The organism is Lactococcus garvieae, assembly GCF_016027715.1.
In the GTDB taxonomy this organism is placed as follows: Bacteria; Bacillota; Bacilli; order Lactobacillales; family Streptococcaceae; genus Lactococcus; species Lactococcus garvieae_A.
In genome coordinates this window covers 860,134-876,277 of sequence record NZ_CP065691.1, presented here as the reverse complement: position 1 = coordinate 876,277, position 16,144 = coordinate 860,134, and the positions used below count along the sequence as shown (strand labels likewise).

Annotated in this window: 15 protein-coding genes; 14 read left to right on the top strand and 1 reads right to left on the bottom strand. The window is 39.1% G+C overall.

Features of this window, described 5'->3' with window-relative positions:
- Nucleotides 1-33: 33 nt before the first annotated feature.
- From purS to purH, 7 genes are read left to right on the top strand one after another with little or no spacing between them, the layout of a single operon-like run.
- Complete coding sequence (purS, locus tag I6G50_RS04415; RefSeq protein WP_197909296.1) at nucleotides 34-279, top strand: phosphoribosylformylglycinamidine synthase subunit PurS; 246 nt, start codon at nucleotides 34-36, stop codon at nucleotides 277-279.
- Nucleotides 276-956 carry a phosphoribosylformylglycinamidine synthase subunit PurQ gene (gene purQ, locus I6G50_RS04410; RefSeq protein ID WP_197909295.1) on the top strand — a complete coding sequence of 227 codons (681 nt, stop codon included), beginning with the start codon at nucleotides 276-278 and terminating at the stop codon, nucleotides 954-956. Before purS ends, purQ begins: the two co-directional genes overlap by 4 nt.
- Nucleotides 953-3,169: a phosphoribosylformylglycinamidine synthase subunit PurL gene (gene purL, locus I6G50_RS04405; protein WP_197909294.1), complete on the top strand. Its 2,217-nt coding sequence runs from the start codon at nucleotides 953-955 to the stop codon at nucleotides 3,167-3,169. The genes purQ and purL overlap by 4 nt, the downstream gene beginning before the upstream one ends.
- Nucleotides 3,154-4,569, top strand: coding sequence for an amidophosphoribosyltransferase (gene purF, locus I6G50_RS04400; protein ID WP_197909293.1), 1,416 nt, complete (start codon nucleotides 3,154-3,156; stop codon nucleotides 4,567-4,569). The genes purL and purF overlap by 16 nt, the downstream gene beginning before the upstream one ends.
- Nucleotides 4,562-5,575, top strand: a complete 1,014-nt coding sequence (gene purM, locus I6G50_RS04395; protein WP_197909292.1) for a phosphoribosylformylglycinamidine cyclo-ligase — start codon at nucleotides 4,562-4,564, stop codon at nucleotides 5,573-5,575. The genes purF and purM overlap by 8 nt, the downstream gene beginning before the upstream one ends.
- The gene (gene purN / locus I6G50_RS04390) at nucleotides 5,572-6,138 is read left to right on the top strand and encodes a phosphoribosylglycinamide formyltransferase (RefSeq protein ID WP_197909291.1); all 567 of its coding nucleotides are present in this window, start codon (nucleotides 5,572-5,574) and stop codon (nucleotides 6,136-6,138) included. Before purM ends, purN begins: the two co-directional genes overlap by 4 nt.
- 31 nt (nucleotides 6,139-6,169) lie before the next feature.
- Nucleotides 6,170-7,720 (top strand): bifunctional phosphoribosylaminoimidazolecarboxamide formyltransferase/IMP cyclohydrolase, encoded by a 1,551-nt coding sequence (purH, locus tag I6G50_RS04385; protein WP_197909290.1) that lies wholly within the window; start codon nucleotides 6,170-6,172, stop codon nucleotides 7,718-7,720.
- A gap of 30 nt (nucleotides 7,721-7,750) precedes the next feature.
- On the opposite strand, the gene treR is transcribed toward purH, so the two are convergent.
- Nucleotides 7,751-8,467: a trehalose operon repressor gene (treR, locus tag I6G50_RS04380; protein WP_004260362.1), complete on the bottom strand. Its 717-nt coding sequence runs from the start codon at nucleotides 8,465-8,467 to the stop codon at nucleotides 7,751-7,753.
- A 129-nt stretch (nucleotides 8,468-8,596) separates the two neighbouring features.
- Here treR and I6G50_RS04375 point away from each other — a divergent pair, with 129 nt between their 5' ends.
- The 7 genes from I6G50_RS04375 (at nucleotide 8,597) to purK (ending at nucleotide 16,135) form a co-directional block, all read left to right on the top strand.
- Nucleotides 8,597-9,082 (top strand): PTS sugar transporter subunit IIA, encoded by a 486-nt coding sequence (locus I6G50_RS04375; RefSeq protein WP_197909289.1) that lies wholly within the window; start codon nucleotides 8,597-8,599, stop codon nucleotides 9,080-9,082.
- Between the two features lie 12 nt (nucleotides 9,083-9,094).
- Entirely contained in the window at nucleotides 9,095-10,648 is a 1,554-nt protein-coding gene (locus I6G50_RS04370) for a PTS transporter subunit EIIC (RefSeq protein ID WP_197909288.1), read from the top strand.
- A gap of 18 nt (nucleotides 10,649-10,666) precedes the next feature.
- Entirely contained in the window at nucleotides 10,667-12,277 is a 1,611-nt protein-coding gene (gene treC / locus I6G50_RS04365) for an alpha,alpha-phosphotrehalase (protein WP_197909287.1), read from the top strand.
- Nucleotides 12,278-12,376: 99 nt separating this feature from the next.
- Complete coding sequence (locus I6G50_RS04360; RefSeq protein WP_197909286.1) at nucleotides 12,377-13,069, top strand: YjjG family noncanonical pyrimidine nucleotidase; 693 nt, start codon at nucleotides 12,377-12,379, stop codon at nucleotides 13,067-13,069.
- Between the two features lie 103 nt (nucleotides 13,070-13,172).
- A complete protein-coding gene (gene purD / locus I6G50_RS04355) occupies nucleotides 13,173-14,405 on the top strand; it encodes a phosphoribosylamine--glycine ligase (protein WP_197909285.1) in 1,233 nt (410 codons plus the stop codon).
- A gap of 2 nt (nucleotides 14,406-14,407) precedes the next feature.
- Complete coding sequence (gene purE, locus I6G50_RS04350; protein WP_197909284.1) at nucleotides 14,408-14,893, top strand: 5-(carboxyamino)imidazole ribonucleotide mutase; 486 nt, start codon at nucleotides 14,408-14,410, stop codon at nucleotides 14,891-14,893.
- Nucleotides 14,894-15,016: 123 nt separating this feature from the next.
- Nucleotides 15,017-16,135, top strand: a complete 1,119-nt coding sequence (purK, locus tag I6G50_RS04345) for a 5-(carboxyamino)imidazole ribonucleotide synthase (RefSeq protein WP_197909283.1) — start codon at nucleotides 15,017-15,019, stop codon at nucleotides 16,133-16,135.
- Nucleotides 16,136-16,144 lie beyond the last annotated feature (9 nt).

The following is a 16,144-nucleotide window of genomic DNA, read 5'->3' as shown; positions in this document are numbered from 1 at the left end:
AAACCAATAAAGAAAGTGTATAAGGAAATTAAAATGAGCAAAGTAAAAGTTTATGTGACCTATAAAAAATCAATTTTAGACCCTCAAGGGCAAGCAATCAAGTCAGCAACTCAGAAGCTCGGTTATTCTGAAATTCAAGATATCCGTGTAGGAAAGTACTTCGAAATTGAAATAGATGCTGAAGCTGAAGAAGCACTTGCAAAAATTGACGAAATTTCAGAAAAGTTACTGGCAAATCCAAACATGGAAACTTACAAAGTTGAGGTGGTGAGTGAATGAAATTTGCAGTGATTCAATTTCCAGGGTCTAATTGTGACTTTGACTTACTCTGGGCAATTCGTGATGTGATGCAGTCTGAAGCAGAGTTTGTTTGGCATGAAGAAAGTTCACTTAGTGGATTTGATGCTGTTTTAATTCCTGGTGGTTTTAGTTATGGAGATTACTTACGTTGTGGTGCAATTGCTTCTTTTTCTAATATTATGCCAGAAATCAAGCGCCTAGCAGCTGAAGGGAAACCTGTTTTTGGGACCTGCAATGGCTTCCAAATTCTTATTGAAGCAGGATTATTACCAGGCGCTTTAATTCAAAATGATAGCCTAAAGTTTGTCTCTAAGTGGCAAGATTTAAAAGTAAATGCTGCTTCGAAATTCACTAGTGAGTATTCAGAAGACGAAATTATTAGTTTGCCGATTGCACACGGTGAGGGCAAGTATATCGCAGATGAAGAAACCTTGGCTGCCTTAAAGGAAAATGGGCAGATTGTTTTTAGCTATAGTAATGGAAATCCGAATGGATCAAACATGGATATCGCGGGTATTTGTAACCCTGAAGGAAATGTATTAGGCATGATGCCTCACCCCGAAAGAGCTGTTGAAGCCCTTCTTGGCGGAGATGATGGTAAAAAAATGTTTGCAAGCATTTTGAAAAATTTTGTAGAAGAAGGAGCTCCTAAATGAACGTTGAAATGAGTCCAGAAGAAATCCAAACGTCAAAAATTTATCGTGAATGGGGCTTGACTGATCAAGAGTATTTAAAGATAAAGGATGAAATTCTTGGTGGTCGCTTACCAAACTTTACAGAGACGGGAATGTATGCGGTGATGTGGTCAGAACATTGCTGTTATAAGAACTCGAAAAGTGTTTTGAGAAAATTTCCAACAGAAGGACCGCAAGTTTTGATGGGACCTGGAGAAGGAGCGGGTGTTGTAGACATCGGCGATGAGTGGGCTGTCGTTTTTAAAGCAGAATCACACAACCACCCAAGCTATGTGGAACCTTATGAGGGTGCAGCGACGGGATCAGGTGGTATTATTCGCGATATCTTTTCTATGGGAGCTCGTCCAGTAGCGCTTTTGGATAGCCTTCGTTTTGGTCAGATTGACAATGCTAAAACACGACATATTGTTGAGCGTGTAACAGCAGGAATAGCTGGTTATGGGAACTGTATTGGTATCCCAACGGTCGGTGGTGAAATTGCTTTTGATGAATCTTATACAGGAAACCCTTTGGTAAATGTGATGTGTGTGGGCTTGATTGAACATAAGCATATCCAAAAAGGACAAGCCAAAGGTATAGGAAATACAATCATGTATGTCGGCGCGAAAACAGGACGTGACGGTATTCATGGTGCTTCCTTTGCTTCGCAAGAATTTGGATCAGGATCAGAAACACAACGTTCAGCAGTTCAAGTGGGAGATCCATTTTTAGAAAAACTTTTGCTAGAAGCTTGCTTAGAGGTAATTCACAATCATTCGGATATCCTTGTAGGTATTCAAGATATGGGTGCAGCTGGTCTAGTTTCTTCAACTTCAGAGATGGCTTCAAAAGCGGGTTCAGGCTTGAAGCTTAATTTAGACCAAGTTCCTCAGCGTGAAACAGGGATGACCCCTTACGAAATGATGCTGTCAGAGTCTCAGGAACGTATGGTACTTTGTATTAAGCAAGGCCATGAAGAAGAAATTGTCCAACTTTTCAAGAAATATGATCTTGACGCTGTCAATATAGGCCAAGTAACGGATGATGGCATGTATACCTTGTTCCATCATGGAGAGAAAGTAGCAGAAATCCCTGTGGACTCTTTGGCTGAAGACGCACCTGTTTATTATCGTGAAATGCAAGAACCAGCACGTATAGCTGAATTTGAAAAAGAAGGCAAGTTTATTCCTGCTATTTCAGATGCAACACAAGTCTTCAAAGATTTGCTGAGCCAGCCGACGATTGCCAGCAAGCGCAGTATTTATGAAACATATGATAGTCGTGTAATGACAAATACAGTGGTAGCTCCCGGATCGGACGCTGCAGTTATTCGTTTGCGACACACCAATAAAGCTTTAGCCATGACAACAGACTGTAATGCGCGCTATCTTTATCTTAATCCCGAAATCGGGGGACAAATAGCTGTGGCAGAAGCAGCAAGAAATATTGTTGCCTCTGGGGGTAAACCTTTGGCTATTACGGACTGTCTTAACTTTGGAAACCCAGAGAAACCAGAACAATTTTATGAATTAAGTAAAGCTTGTGATGGTATTTCAGAGGCATGTAGAAACTTAAGCACACCCGTTATTTCTGGAAATGTTTCCCTTTACAATGAAACAAAAGGTCAAGCTATTTTGCCGACTCCGATGATTGGTATGGTAGGGTTGATTGATGATGTTGAGCACATTACTACACAAGATTTTAAAGAAAGTGGTAATTTAATCTACATCATCGGAGATACGTCTGATGATTTCTCTGGCTCTGAAATTCAAAAAATGATGACAGGTAAAATTTCAGGTACTTTATCTTTTGATTTAGATGCTGAAAAGGAAAACCAAGATCTAGTATTGAAAGCAATCCAATCAGGTCTTGTTCAGTCAGCTCATGACTTAGCAGAAGGTGGCTTAGCCATTGCTCTTGCAGAATCTGCATTTGCCAACAACAAAGGGTTCTCCGTAGCATTTGATGGCACAGTAGCCCAACTCTTTTCAGAAACTCAAGGTCGTTTTCTTCTTTCGATTCAATCTGAAAACAAAGAAAAATTTGAACAACTTTTTGGTTCAAAAGCAACCAAGCTAGGGCAAGTTACTGAAAATCCAGAAATGAAAATTAAAGCCAAAGATGGAGATATAAACTTCTCAACAGAGGATGCTAAAGTGATCTATGAAGGAGCTATTCCATGCCTTATGAAGTAAAATCCTTAAATGAGGAATGCGGTGTTTTTGGCATTTGGGGTCATCCTGAAGCTGCACAATTAACCTATTTTGGCCTTCATGCGCTCCAGCACCGGGGGCAGGAAGGTGCTGGAATCATGTCAAATGATGGGGGCAAACTTCAACGCCATCGAGATTTAGGTCTCGTAACAGAAGTTTTTCGTGATGAAAAAGATTTGACTAAGCTGTCAGGCCAAGCTGCGATGGGCCATGTGCGTTACGCGACAGCGGGTTCTGCCGAGCTCAACAATATACAACCCTTTCTTTTTAAATTTCAAGATGCCCAGCTTGGTTTGGCACATAATGGTAATTTAACCAATGCAACCTCTCTTCGTCGTGAACTTGAAGCACAGGGAGCGATCTTTTCATCAAGTTCTGACACGGAAATATTGGTACATCTTATTCGCCGAAGCCATCACCCAGAATTTATGGGAAAAGTTAAGGAGGCTCTGAATACTGTAAAAGGCGGCTTTGCTTACCTCTTAATGACAGAAAACTCTCTGATTGCGGCACTGGATCCGAATGGCTTTCGTCCTTTGTCTATCGGGAAAATGGCAAACGGTGCCCTAGTAGTTGCAAGTGAAACTTGTGCATTTGATGTTATTGGAGCTGAGTTTGTACAAGAAGTTAAACCGGGTCAAATCATTGAGATTAACGATCAAGGCTTACATGTAGAACAATTTACGAATGCAACTAATCTTCAAATCTGTTCTATGGAGTATATCTACTTTGCACGACCTGATAGCGTCATAGCTGGCGTGAACGTGCACACGGCACGGAAGCAATCAGGGCGCATTTTGGCACGGGAAGCACAAGTAGATGCTGATATGGTTATCGGTGTGCCTAACTCTTCACTTTCAGCCGCTTCAGGCTATGCTGAGGAGTCGGGACTGCCATATGAGATGGGCCTTATTAAGAATCAATATGTTGCCCGTACCTTTATTCAACCTACACAAGAGTTAAGGGAGCAAGGCGTACGTATGAAGCTCTCAGCTGTTTCAAGTGTTGTTGAAGGAAAAAAAGTAATTATGGTTGATGATTCAATTGTTCGAGGGACGACCAGCAGACGTATTGTTCGTCTACTTAAAGATGCAGGAGCTGCTGAAGTCCATGTTGTCATTGCAAGTCCGCCTCTTGCTTATCCATGTTTCTATGGAATCGATATTCAGAAGCGCGAGGAGCTTATTGCGGCAAACCATTCGGTTGATGAAATTTGTCAAATTATTGAAGCCGATAGTCTCACTTTCTTAAGCCAAGCTGGTCTGGTTGAAGCTATTGGTCATGACAATTTATGTCTATCATATTTTGATGGAGTTTATCCTACACCACTTTACGATTATGAAGCAAACTATTTGAAATCATTAGGAGGAGAAAATGTCTAAAAACGCTTATGCTAAGGCAGGAGTCGATGTGGAAGCGGGTTACCAAGTGGTAAGCCGTATAAAAAAACATGCTGAAATGACGAAAAGACTAGGGGTTCTCGGTGGTTTGGGAGGCTTTGGTGCAGCTTTTGACCTCTCAGTTTTAGACGTTAAAGAACCTGTTTTAATTTCAGGAACAGACGGCGTCGGTACAAAACTCATCCTTGCTATTGAGGCTGACAAGCACGATACGATTGGGATTGACTGCGTAGCGATGTGTGTGAACGACATCGTAGCAGCTGGTGCAGAACCTCTTTATTTTCTTGACTATATCGCAACGGGCAAAAACCAACCCGAAAAACTAGAACATGTTGTTTCTGGTGTAGCGCAAGGATGTTTACAGTCAGGTGCCGCTCTAGTCGGTGGGGAAACTGCAGAAATGCCTGATATGTACAACAGTGAGGAATATGATCTTGCAGGTTTTGCAGTTGGAATTGCTGAAAAATCTGCTTTGATTGATGGTCCTAAAAACGTGCAAGAAGGAGATGTCCTTTTGGGCTTACCAGCATCGGGGATTCATTCGAATGGCTATTCTTTAGTACGCAAGATATTTGCTGATTTTAATCTAGAAGAAACTTTGCCTGAGCTGAATCGCCCGCTTATTGAAGAACTCTTGGAGCCTACGCGTATTTATGTAAAAGAACTTCTGCCTTTAATAAAAGAAAATAAAGTTAAAGGCATCGCCCACATCACCGGTGGTGGTTTCTATGAAAATCTCCCCCGTATGTTTGCGGATCATTTAGCAGCTGATATTAAAGAAGGAAGCTGGGAAGTTTTACCGATTTTTAAAGCTTTAGAAAAATATGGAAAAGTTCCACATGATGAAATGTATCAGATTTTCAATATGGGTATAGGGATGGTGTTAGCTGTTGATTCAAAAGAAGTTGAGGCTGTCCAGCAGAAGATAGAAACTTATGAAATTGGTAAAATCATTTCCCGTGAAGATCAGGCGGTAATTATAAAATGAGAATAGCTGTTTTTGCCTCAGGTTCAGGTTCTAATTTTGAGGCACTGGCCCATGCTTTTCCAGAGCAAATCAAGCTTGTATTTTCCGACAAGGAAAAATCCTATGTTCTCGAACGAGCGAAGAGGTTAAATGTAACTTCTCTAAGTTTTGCTCTCAAATCTTTTGTAGATAAGAATGCTTATGAGGCGGCACTCGTCCAAATGCTGATGGATCATCAGATTGATTTAATTTGCCTTGCGGGTTATATGAAAATTATTGGCCCGACACTTTTGAAAGCATATGAAGGACGGATCATAAACATCCATCCGTCATATTTGCCTCATTTTGCGGGTTCAGCTCATGCTTTAGAGGAGTCTTGGAAAGCCAAAGAAGGATTAGGAATAACCGTGCATTGGGTGGATGCTGGAGTTGATACGGGCGAAATACTCGCTCAGAAGGAACTTCCTTACTGTCCTGAATATCAAGAATATGAAAACAAACTACATCAAGCAGAGCACGCGCTCTATATAGAGGTTCTACAGCAACTCAACAAAGACAGTAAAAATACAAATAATATTGATTAAAAGTTATACTATTAAAAAAGAAGGAATAAAAATGACTAAACGTGCGCTTATCAGTGTTTCAGATAAAGAAGGAATTGTGGAGTTTGCTCAAGCTTTGAGTAACTTTGACTTTGAAATAATCTCGACAGGAGGGACTAAAGATACTCTCGATAAAGCGGGAATCAAGACGCTTTCCATCGAGGAAGTAACGCATTTTCCTGAAATGATGGATGGACGCGTCAAAACATTACATCCCAAAATTCATGGGGGACTTTTAGCTCGACGTGACCTAAAGAGCCATTTGTCAGCTTTGAAAGAACATGATATTGTTCCTATTGATTTGGTAGTCGTCAACCTTTATCCTTTTAAAGAAACACTTCTATCTGGCGCGGACCATGAGAAAATTATCGAAAACATTGATATTGGTGGTCCTTCTATGTTACGCTCAGCAGCAAAAAATCATGCAGATGTAACTGTTCTAGTGGACCCTTCAGACTATTCTAAAGTTTTGGGGCAACTTGAGAAAGAAAATGAAACAAGTTTGGAGTTGCGTCAGCGGTTAGCAGCGAAGGTTTTCCGGCACACAGCTGCTTATGATGCTTTGATTGCTGAATACTTAACTGAAAAGTTCATTGATGAAGATGAAAAACCAGAGAAAATAACTTTAACTTATGATTTAAAACAAGGCATGCGCTATGGAGAAAATCCACAGCAAAAAGCTGATTTTTATGAGTCCGCTCTACCTATAGCATATTCAATCGGACAAAGTAAACAACTGCATGGAAAAGAACTTTCTTATAATAATGTCCGTGATGCAGATGCAGCGTTGCAGATTGCGCGTGATTTCACACAAAAAGCAACAGTCATTGCTTTAAAACATATGAATCCTTGCGGTATTGGACAAGCTGAAACGATTGAAAAAGCATGGGATTATGCTTATGAAGCGGATCCAGTGTCCATATTTGGTGGCATTGTTGTCTTGAATCGTGAAGTAGATGAAGCAACCGCAAAAAAAATGAGCAAAATATTTTTAGAAATAATTATAGCACCTTTATTTTCAAAAGAAGCTTTGGAAATCTTGACTAAAAAGAAAAATATTCGTTTGCTTACTCTCGACTTTGCCCAAATTGCTCAGTCAGAAAAAGATGCCGTACCGACTGGCGTTCTGGGAGGAATCCTTCTTCAAGAACAAGATGTTATCGAAGAAAATCCAGAATCTTGGACTGTAGCCACACAAAAACAGCCTGATGATACCCAAAGAGAAGCATTGGAGTTTGCATGGAAAGCGGTCAAATATGTCAAATCTAACGGAATCATCGTAACCAACACTCATCAAACTTTAGGCGTGGGACCTGGACAAACTAATCGTGTTGCTTCTGTGAAAATAGCTATAGAAGCGGCAAGTGAAAAAGGATTAGACAATGCAGTGCTTGCTTCAGATGCTTTCTTCCCCTTTGCAGATAATATTGATGAAATTGCGAAATCAGGTATTAAAGCAATCATCCAACCAGGAGGATCGGTTAGAGATCAAGAAGTGATTGATGCATGTGACAAGTATGGTATCACAATGATATTCACTGGAATTAGACACTTTCGTCATTAATTAAAAAGACTAAACTTAGGTTTAGTCTTTTTAATGTTTTTGTCGCCTTGAAAATTCAGTAAAACGGAATTTATCGACTTGATGCCGACTTTCTGTGTATTGAAAGACGGTATTATCGGCGAGATAAACATGACTTCGGACACTAACAACGTGCCGATCCATCGGATGTAAGTCAAGGTAGTTTTTATCCTCATCATTGACGAAATCAATAGTAATTTCTTTTTGAGCATAGGAAATATCTAAATTAAGTTGTTTCTCAAGGTAGGCATAAAGAGAACTTTGAACCGCATCCCTTGTCATATCAGGAGCGACTGTAGCCAAAATATAATCACGGTCAAGAATAACAAAATTGTTATCGATATTTCGACGTCGCAGTATGTGATAAGCTTGAACACCTTCTGCAAAAAAAGAAAGCTCAGAGAGCTGCTTGTCTACAATAATTTTTTCAAAAATTAATATTTCTGTGGAGGATGAGAAATTCAAAGAATCTTTTAGTTCTTTGAATGACGTTAAACCAGAGATAGGAAACATCAGTCTTTCGCGCGGTATGACAATAGATCCAAAACCATGGCGGCGGTGGATTATTCCGTTTTCTTCTAATATTTTGAGCGCATGCCGTACTGTAGCACGACTGGTTTGGTAAATCTCGGTGAGCTGATTTTCACTGGGTAAAAGTTCATTTTCGAGATAGACTCCTTCACCTATTTTTTTCTCTAAATCTCGAAGAATCGTTTCATACTTTTTCATAACCTAAGTGTAACAAAAAAGAGCTTCAAGATAAAGTCAAAATATAAACGCTTGCAAAAACGCTTTCATTTTGTTATTATGCACTTGTACGTACAAGTTATCGTTTTTATTATTAAAGGAGAAGAATAGATGTTAGGTTTTGGTAAGAAAAAAAGTGTGAGTGAAGATACCGCACTATACGCACCTCTATCAGGGCAAGTTATTGATCTGGAAGAAGTTTCAGATCCTGTGTTTGCAAAAAAAGTCATGGGGGATGGCTATGCCATAGAACCAACCAATAATGTGGTAGTTAGTCCAGTTGCTGGAGAGATTACTTTGGTTCAAGGGCATGCGATTGGTTTCAAGCGAGCAGATGGTTTGGAAATCTTACTCCATTTGGGGATTGACACCGTAAGTTTAAATGGACAACCTTTTGATATTAAGGCTAAAATCGGCGATAAGGTTGAGGGTGGCGATAAACTTGGCAGTGTAGATTGGAAGCAAGTGGAAACTGCAGGACTTCCCTTAACAAGCATGGTTTTAATAACTAACACAGCGGAAAAATTAGACAAGATTTCTGTACAAAAGGGCAGTGTGCAAGAAGGTGAGAAACTCGGACAAGCGAGTGCAAAATAAAAAGGAGAAGTCATGGCAGATTACAAAAAACTAGCAAGAGACATTATCTTGGCTGTTGGTGGGGAAGAAAACATTACAAAAGTCATCCACTGTATCACACGTTTACGTTTTTACTTGGTTGATAAAGATAAGGCTGACAGTGAAAAGCTAGAAGCAATGGATGGTGTAGCTGGAGTTGTTTATAATGCAAATCTCGGTCAATATCAAGTTGTGATTGGACAAGCTGTTGAAGATGTCTATGATGAAATTGTGGCCCAGCTGGGCACTCGCGTAGTTGATGGCGAGAACAGCGGTGAGAAGTTGGAAGGTGAGGATAAAGAAGTTTCTAAAAATCCATTAATTCGTGCATTCCAAGTTGTTGTAGGAACGATTACAGGTTCAATGATGCCCATTATAGGACTTCTTGCAGCTGGTGGTATGATCAACGGTATTCTGAATATGTTTGTTAAAGGAAATCATATTTTTGAACTTATTAGTCCTACTGATCCTACCTATATTATTATTTCTACTATGGCAATGGCTCCTTTCTATTTCCTACCCGTTTTAGTCGGTTATGCTGCGGCTAAGCAGTTAGGTTCGGATCCCTTTGTTGTTGCTGCCGTTGGTGGCTTTATGATTCATCCAGCTTTACAAGGCCTTGTGGCCGCACCAAATATCATTGAAAAAGGTGAAATTGTTGCTGGAAAAGCGCCAGTAGTGATGGAATTATTTGGCGTTACCTTTAATACCAGTTATTTTAACATTCCCGTTAGTCTTCCTAACTATGCTTATACTATCTTTCCAATCATTGTTGCTGCGTGGATGGCTAAACCAATTGGAAATTGGCTCAAAAAACATATGCCTTTGGCACTTCGCTCAATTTTCGTACCAATGATTACTTTCTTTATTGTTGCCTCACTCGTTCTTTTATTAGTTGGCCCAGTGATTAGTATCGTTTCATCAGCTCTTGCCTCTGTTATTACTGGTTTGATTAACCTTAATTTAACTATTGCTGGAGCGATTATTGGTGGTTTGTACCAAGTCCTTGTTATTTTTGGCTTGCATTGGCTTGTTATCCCAATCTTGACACAACAAATCGTGACAACAGGTGAATCCAATATCAATATGATTGTATCTTTTACCATGTTGGCACAAGGTGCAGGAGCTTTAGCCGTATTTCTTAAAACACGTCAGCAAAAACTCAAAGGTTTAGCACTCCCAGCAGCAATCTCTGCCTTTTGTGGTGTAACGGAACCGGCAATGTACGGTATTAACTTAAAATATATACGTGTCTTTATTATGAGTTCGATTGGTGCTGCAGCAGGAGCAGCCGTTGCGGGTCTCTTTGACTTGCATATGTATGGCTTCTCAGGGTCACTTATCGGTTTCCCAAACTTTGCTGCCACAACAAATCCACTTACCCAAGCTGCGGGTAATCCTAACAACTTTATATATTTCTGGATTGCAACAGCTGTCTGTATAGCAGTTTCGATGACTTTAGTTTGGTTCTTTGGTTTTAAAGATACCGACACGATGGGAACTGGCCTTGAAAAGAAAAATGTATTTAAAGCAGCGGCGAATAAGTAAAAATAAAGGAAGAAAGTTATGACGTTAAGTGAAAAAGTCATCTATCAAATATATCCTAAATCATTTTTGGATACAACAGGAGATGGAACAGGAGATCTTAGAGGGATTACCGAAAAATTACCCTATTTAGCAGAGCTCGGTATTGATATGGTTTGGCTAAATCCTTTTTACCCAAGCCCTCAAAAGGATAATGGCTATGACATCTCTGACTATGTCAATATAGATCCAGTATTTGGCACTTTTGATGATTTTGATCAAATGGTAGCTCGAGGTAAAGAGCTTGGTATCGAGTTTATGCTAGATATGGTTTTAAATCATGTGTCAATTGAGCATGAATGGTTTCAAAAAGCATTAGCAGGGGACAAATACTACCAAGACTTCTTTATCTTAAGGGACGAACCTACAGATTGGGTTTCTAAATTTGGAGGAAATGCCTGGGCACCTTTTGGAAACACGGGAAAATATTATCTCCATCTTTATGACGTGAGCCAAGCAGATTTAAACTGGCGTAATGAAAATGTTCGTAGAGAACTTTTCAAAGTAGTTAACTTTTGGCGTGCGAAAGGGATTTCTGGTTTCAGATTTGATGTAATTAATGTTATCGGAAAAGATGAACTACTTAATAATAATTCAGACTTTGATGGGAAATTTGAATATACGGATAAACCGATTACTCATGAATACCTGAAAATGCTCAACCGAGAAACTTTTGGTCAAGATAAAAACTCGATAACAGTAGGCGAAATGAGCTCTACCTCCATTGAGAACAGTATCCTTTATACACAGCCTGAACGAAATGAACTGAGCATGGTTTTTAACTTTCATCATCTAAAAACAGATTACGAAAATGGAAATAAATGGACAAAAGCACCTGTTGATTTTCAGAAGTTGAAGAATCTCCTGCATGAGTGGGGCGAAAAAATGGATCAAGGCGGCGGTTGGAATGCGAATTTTTGGAATAATCATGACCAACCTCGTGCGCTAAATCGATTTGTTGATGTGAAAAATTTCCGAATCAAAGGGGCTACCATGTTAGCAGCAGCGATACACTTAAGTCGAGGCACCCCTTTTATTTATATGGGAGAAGAAATAGGAATGATAGATCCAGAGTTTGATTCTGTGACAGACTATCAGGACTTGGAAACATTAAATGCTTATCAAATACTGAGAAAACAAGGTAAGACAGAAGAGGAAGCATTTAAGATAGTACAAAGTAAGTCTCGTGATAACTCGCGTACACCTATGCAGTGGGACGATTCACCTAATGCTGGATTTACCAAAGGTCAACCGTGGCTTAAACTTGGGAAACACACAGATATAAATATGAAAAAAGATAAAGGGGGAGAAATTTATAACTTCTATAAAGAGATGATTAAGTTGAGGAAGGCAGAAAAAATCATTTCTGAAGGAAGTTACAAGGCTGCCCTCCAAAAATCAGAATCTATCTATGCTTTTATCCGAGAATATGCGAATCAGAAATTACTTGTTCTTAATAATTTTGCTCAGCATGCTGTAGACTTTGAATTACCAAAAGGCTTTGAAAATGCTGAAGTTTTTATAAACAATTATGATTCTTATGAAAAGAATAGCTTACAACCTTATCAATCTGTGGCTCTTTTACGGAAGTAGTGTGGAGTGAATCATTATAAAAAAAGCTCTTTTGTTGAAAAAATTCTCATAAATCGTTAAACTAGATTTATCATAAATTTTAGGAAGAGATGAAAGATAATGACTGTACTACTTTTTGACATAGATAATACACTTCTCGATTTTGATAAAGCAGAATATACGGCTTTAGGAAAAATTTTTGAGCAGTACCACATTGAAGATACCCCAGAAAATAGAGCAATCTATTCGCGTGAAAATAAAGCTCTATGGCGCAGTCATGAAGCAGGAGAAATCAGTCGTGAAACCCTTCTCTCCACCCGTTTTGCCAATACCTTCTTGGCGCTTGGAGTGAATGAAGAATACGATGCATCAGCTGTTGATGCCGAGTACCAACTTTATTTAGCTCAGGGGCATGAGTTGATGGACAATGCTATGGAACTTCTGAATCAGCTTAACCAAGAAGGTACCGAGATGTATATTGTCAGCAACGGGACATCTAAAGTCTCTCGCCCACGTATTTTAGAATCAGGGATTGCTGGTTACTTCCAAGATATTTTTATTAGTGAAGAAATTGGTAAACATAAGCCTTCAAAAGCATTTTTCGATTATGTCTTTGATCACATTGAGGACGCTCAAAGCAAAGAATTTGCTATTGTTGGTGATACTTTAGCTACAGATATTTTGGGTGGAAAAAATGCAGGTATTAAGACTATTTGGTATAATCCGAAACATCTCATTGCTCAAAAAGACTTAGCACCAGATTGGATGATTGAAGATTTGCTCGAAATCCCCTCTTTATCTGTTCTTGCATAAAAATTCCGAACAATGGAATAAGAATATATTTGGAAAAGCCCCTTAGGGCTTTTTCTTTTTGCTTAAATATCTTAAGATAGAAGTGAGAAGAAAGTGAGGACTTATGAGGGTTTTAGTTGTTGGGTCAGGTGGACGAGAACATGCGATTGCAAGAAAATTAGCACAAAGTAGTAAAGTTGATAAAGTTTTTATTTCCCCAGGAAATGCTGGAATGACGGATGAAAAGTTAGAAACAGTAGCTATTTCCGAACTTGACAATCCTGCTTTGGTTCGTTTTGCTAAAAAAGAAAAAATTGATTTAACTTTTGTGGGTCCAGAAACAGCCTTGATGAATGGTATAGTGGATGCCTTTTTGGAAGAAGATTTGCTTATATTTGGTCCAAAAGCAGATGCAGCACAAATCGAGGGAAGTAAGACCTTTGCGAAATCAATCATGAAAAAGTATGGTGTAGCCACTGCTGCATATGAGAGCTTCTCTGATCTAGAAAAAGCTTTAAATTATGTTAAAGAAAAAGGGGCTCCTATTGTCATTAAGGCAGATGGTCTCGCTGCTGGAAAAGGTGTTACGGTTGCTATGGATTTAGAAAGTGCTGTCCTCGCCTTAAGAGATATTTTCCAAGCGGATAAAGCAAGAGTAGTAATAGAAGAATATTTAGAAGGCGAAGAGTTTTCCTTGTTCAGTTTGGTTCATGAGGGGAAGATATACCCTCTACCAATTGCGCAAGACCACAAGCGGGCTTTTGATGGAGATAAGGGTCCCAATACAGGTGGGATGGGCGCTTATGCTCCTGTACCACATATTCCCGAAGAAATTATTCAAGAAGCCCTCACACATATCGTAGAGCCTACTGTTGCTGGTTTGATTTCTGAAAATAAATCATTTACTGGCGTCCTCTATGCAGGCTTAATCTGGACAAAGCAAGGGGTAAAGACCATTGAGTTCAATGCTCGGTTTGGTGACCCAGAGACTCAAGTTGTCTTAGAGAGTATTACAAGTGACTTTGCCGAAAATATAGTGGATATTCTACAAGGTAAAGTTCCCAAATTAACTTGGAACAAAGAAGAAATTACTTTAGGAGTTGTGGTAGCAAACTGTGGCTATCCAAATTCTACTACAGAAAGTGTGCCTTTACCTTCTTTAAAGAATTTAAACTGCTTTTATGCAGGGGTTATGGATAAAAATGGGCAATTATTTTCAAATGGCGGTCGAGTCTACATGATTACAGAAACAGGAATAGACATAGCGCGCATACAAAAATCACTTTATGAAAAACTAGATAAGTTAGATAACGAAGGAATGTTTTATCGTAAAGATATTGGAAATAGAGGAATGTGAAGATGGCAGAAATAGCAGTTATTATGGGGTCTCTCTCAGATTGGGAGACCATGAAACAAGGCACACAAATTTTAGAAGAATTTGGGGTCGCCTATGATAAAAAAGTGGTATCGGCTCACCGTACACCAGAGCTAATGTTGGATTTTGCTAAAAGTGCCAAAGCACAAGGTTATAAGGTAATTATTGCTGGCGCCGGTGGAGCGGCACATCTGCCTGGCATGGTTGCTGCTATGACAGTTCTTCCTGTGATTGGAGTACCTATACAATCACGCGCCTTGTCTGGACTAGATAGTCTTTATTCTATTGTACAAATGCCTGCCGGCGTTCCTGTAGCTAGTATGGCGATAGGAGTAGCAGGAGCCAAAAATGCAGGTCTCTATGCTGTGCAAATTTTAGCAACAGAAGACAAAGTCTTATCTGATAAATTAATAAAATATCGAGAAGAAGCAGCAGAAATCGCGGTCTCTTCAACAGAAAAATTGGTATAAAATCAGGATATCAAAATTACCGAAACATTTGTAAAATAATTTCAATTTTAGTAAATAAAAATCCGTATAATGGACGGATTTCTTTCTTTAACCATCTGAAAAGAATGAGGAGAACGGGGATAAATGGTCTATAATAAAAATATGCAAAACAAGAAGAAAACAATTGGAATTATTGGTGGGGGCCAATTAGGGCAGATGATGGCTATTTCTGCACAATACATGGGTCATAAAGTGATTACCTTAGATCCTAACCCCAGTTGTCCAGCAGCTAAATGTTCAGATGAATTAATCGTAGCGGATTATGATAATGTTGATGAACTCCTCAAATTGGCTTATGCGTGTGACTTAATCACTTATGAGTTTGAAAATGTATCAGCAGAGGCACTCCATGCCTTGGATGCCTGCGTTGATATTCCTCAAGGAATCAGATTGTTAGAAATTACGCAGAACCGCAAACTAGAAAAAAATTTCTTAGAACGTTGTAATGTCAAGATAGCACCTTGGAAGCTTATTATGAAGGCTGAGGATCTCCCTGACACAGTAACAAGAACACAGGTTTTGAAAACTGTAACAGGAGGCTATGACGGTCATGGTCAAGTTGTCTTAAAGACAGATCAGGACTTAGAAAAAGCGATAAAATTGGCCGATAGGGCAGAATGTGTATTAGAAGATTTCGTTGATTTTTCTAGTGAAATTTCGATGATTATAAGCGGAAATGGGAAAGACTTTGTTACTTTTCCTTTGTGTCAAAATGAGCATATCAATAACATATTACATCGAACACTAGCACCAGCGCCAGTTCTTCCTGAAGTGAGTGAAAAAGCAGAAGAGTTAGCTTTAGCGATTGCCCGAAAACTTCAGCTTTCAGGTACACTTTGTGTGGAAATGTTTCTTACTGAGTCTGGCGAAATTTATGTTAATGAATTAGCTCCTCGTCCACATAACTCAGGTCATTATACAATTGAAGCATGTGATTTTTCACAATTTGATTTGCATATTAAGGGAATACTTGGTGAAGAGTTGCCAGAGCCACGTCTTTTAAAAAAGGCTATTATGATAAATATACTTGGTCAAGATGTTCCTAAAATTGAAAAAATAACGCATAATCAACCCGAATGGCATATCCATGATTATGGGAAATTGGAGGCTAAAGTAAATAGAAAAATGGGACATATCACCATTCTGACGGACGACTTTTTAGAAAGTTTGATGGAGATATCGTGTATGAAAATATGGAACTAATAAAATAAT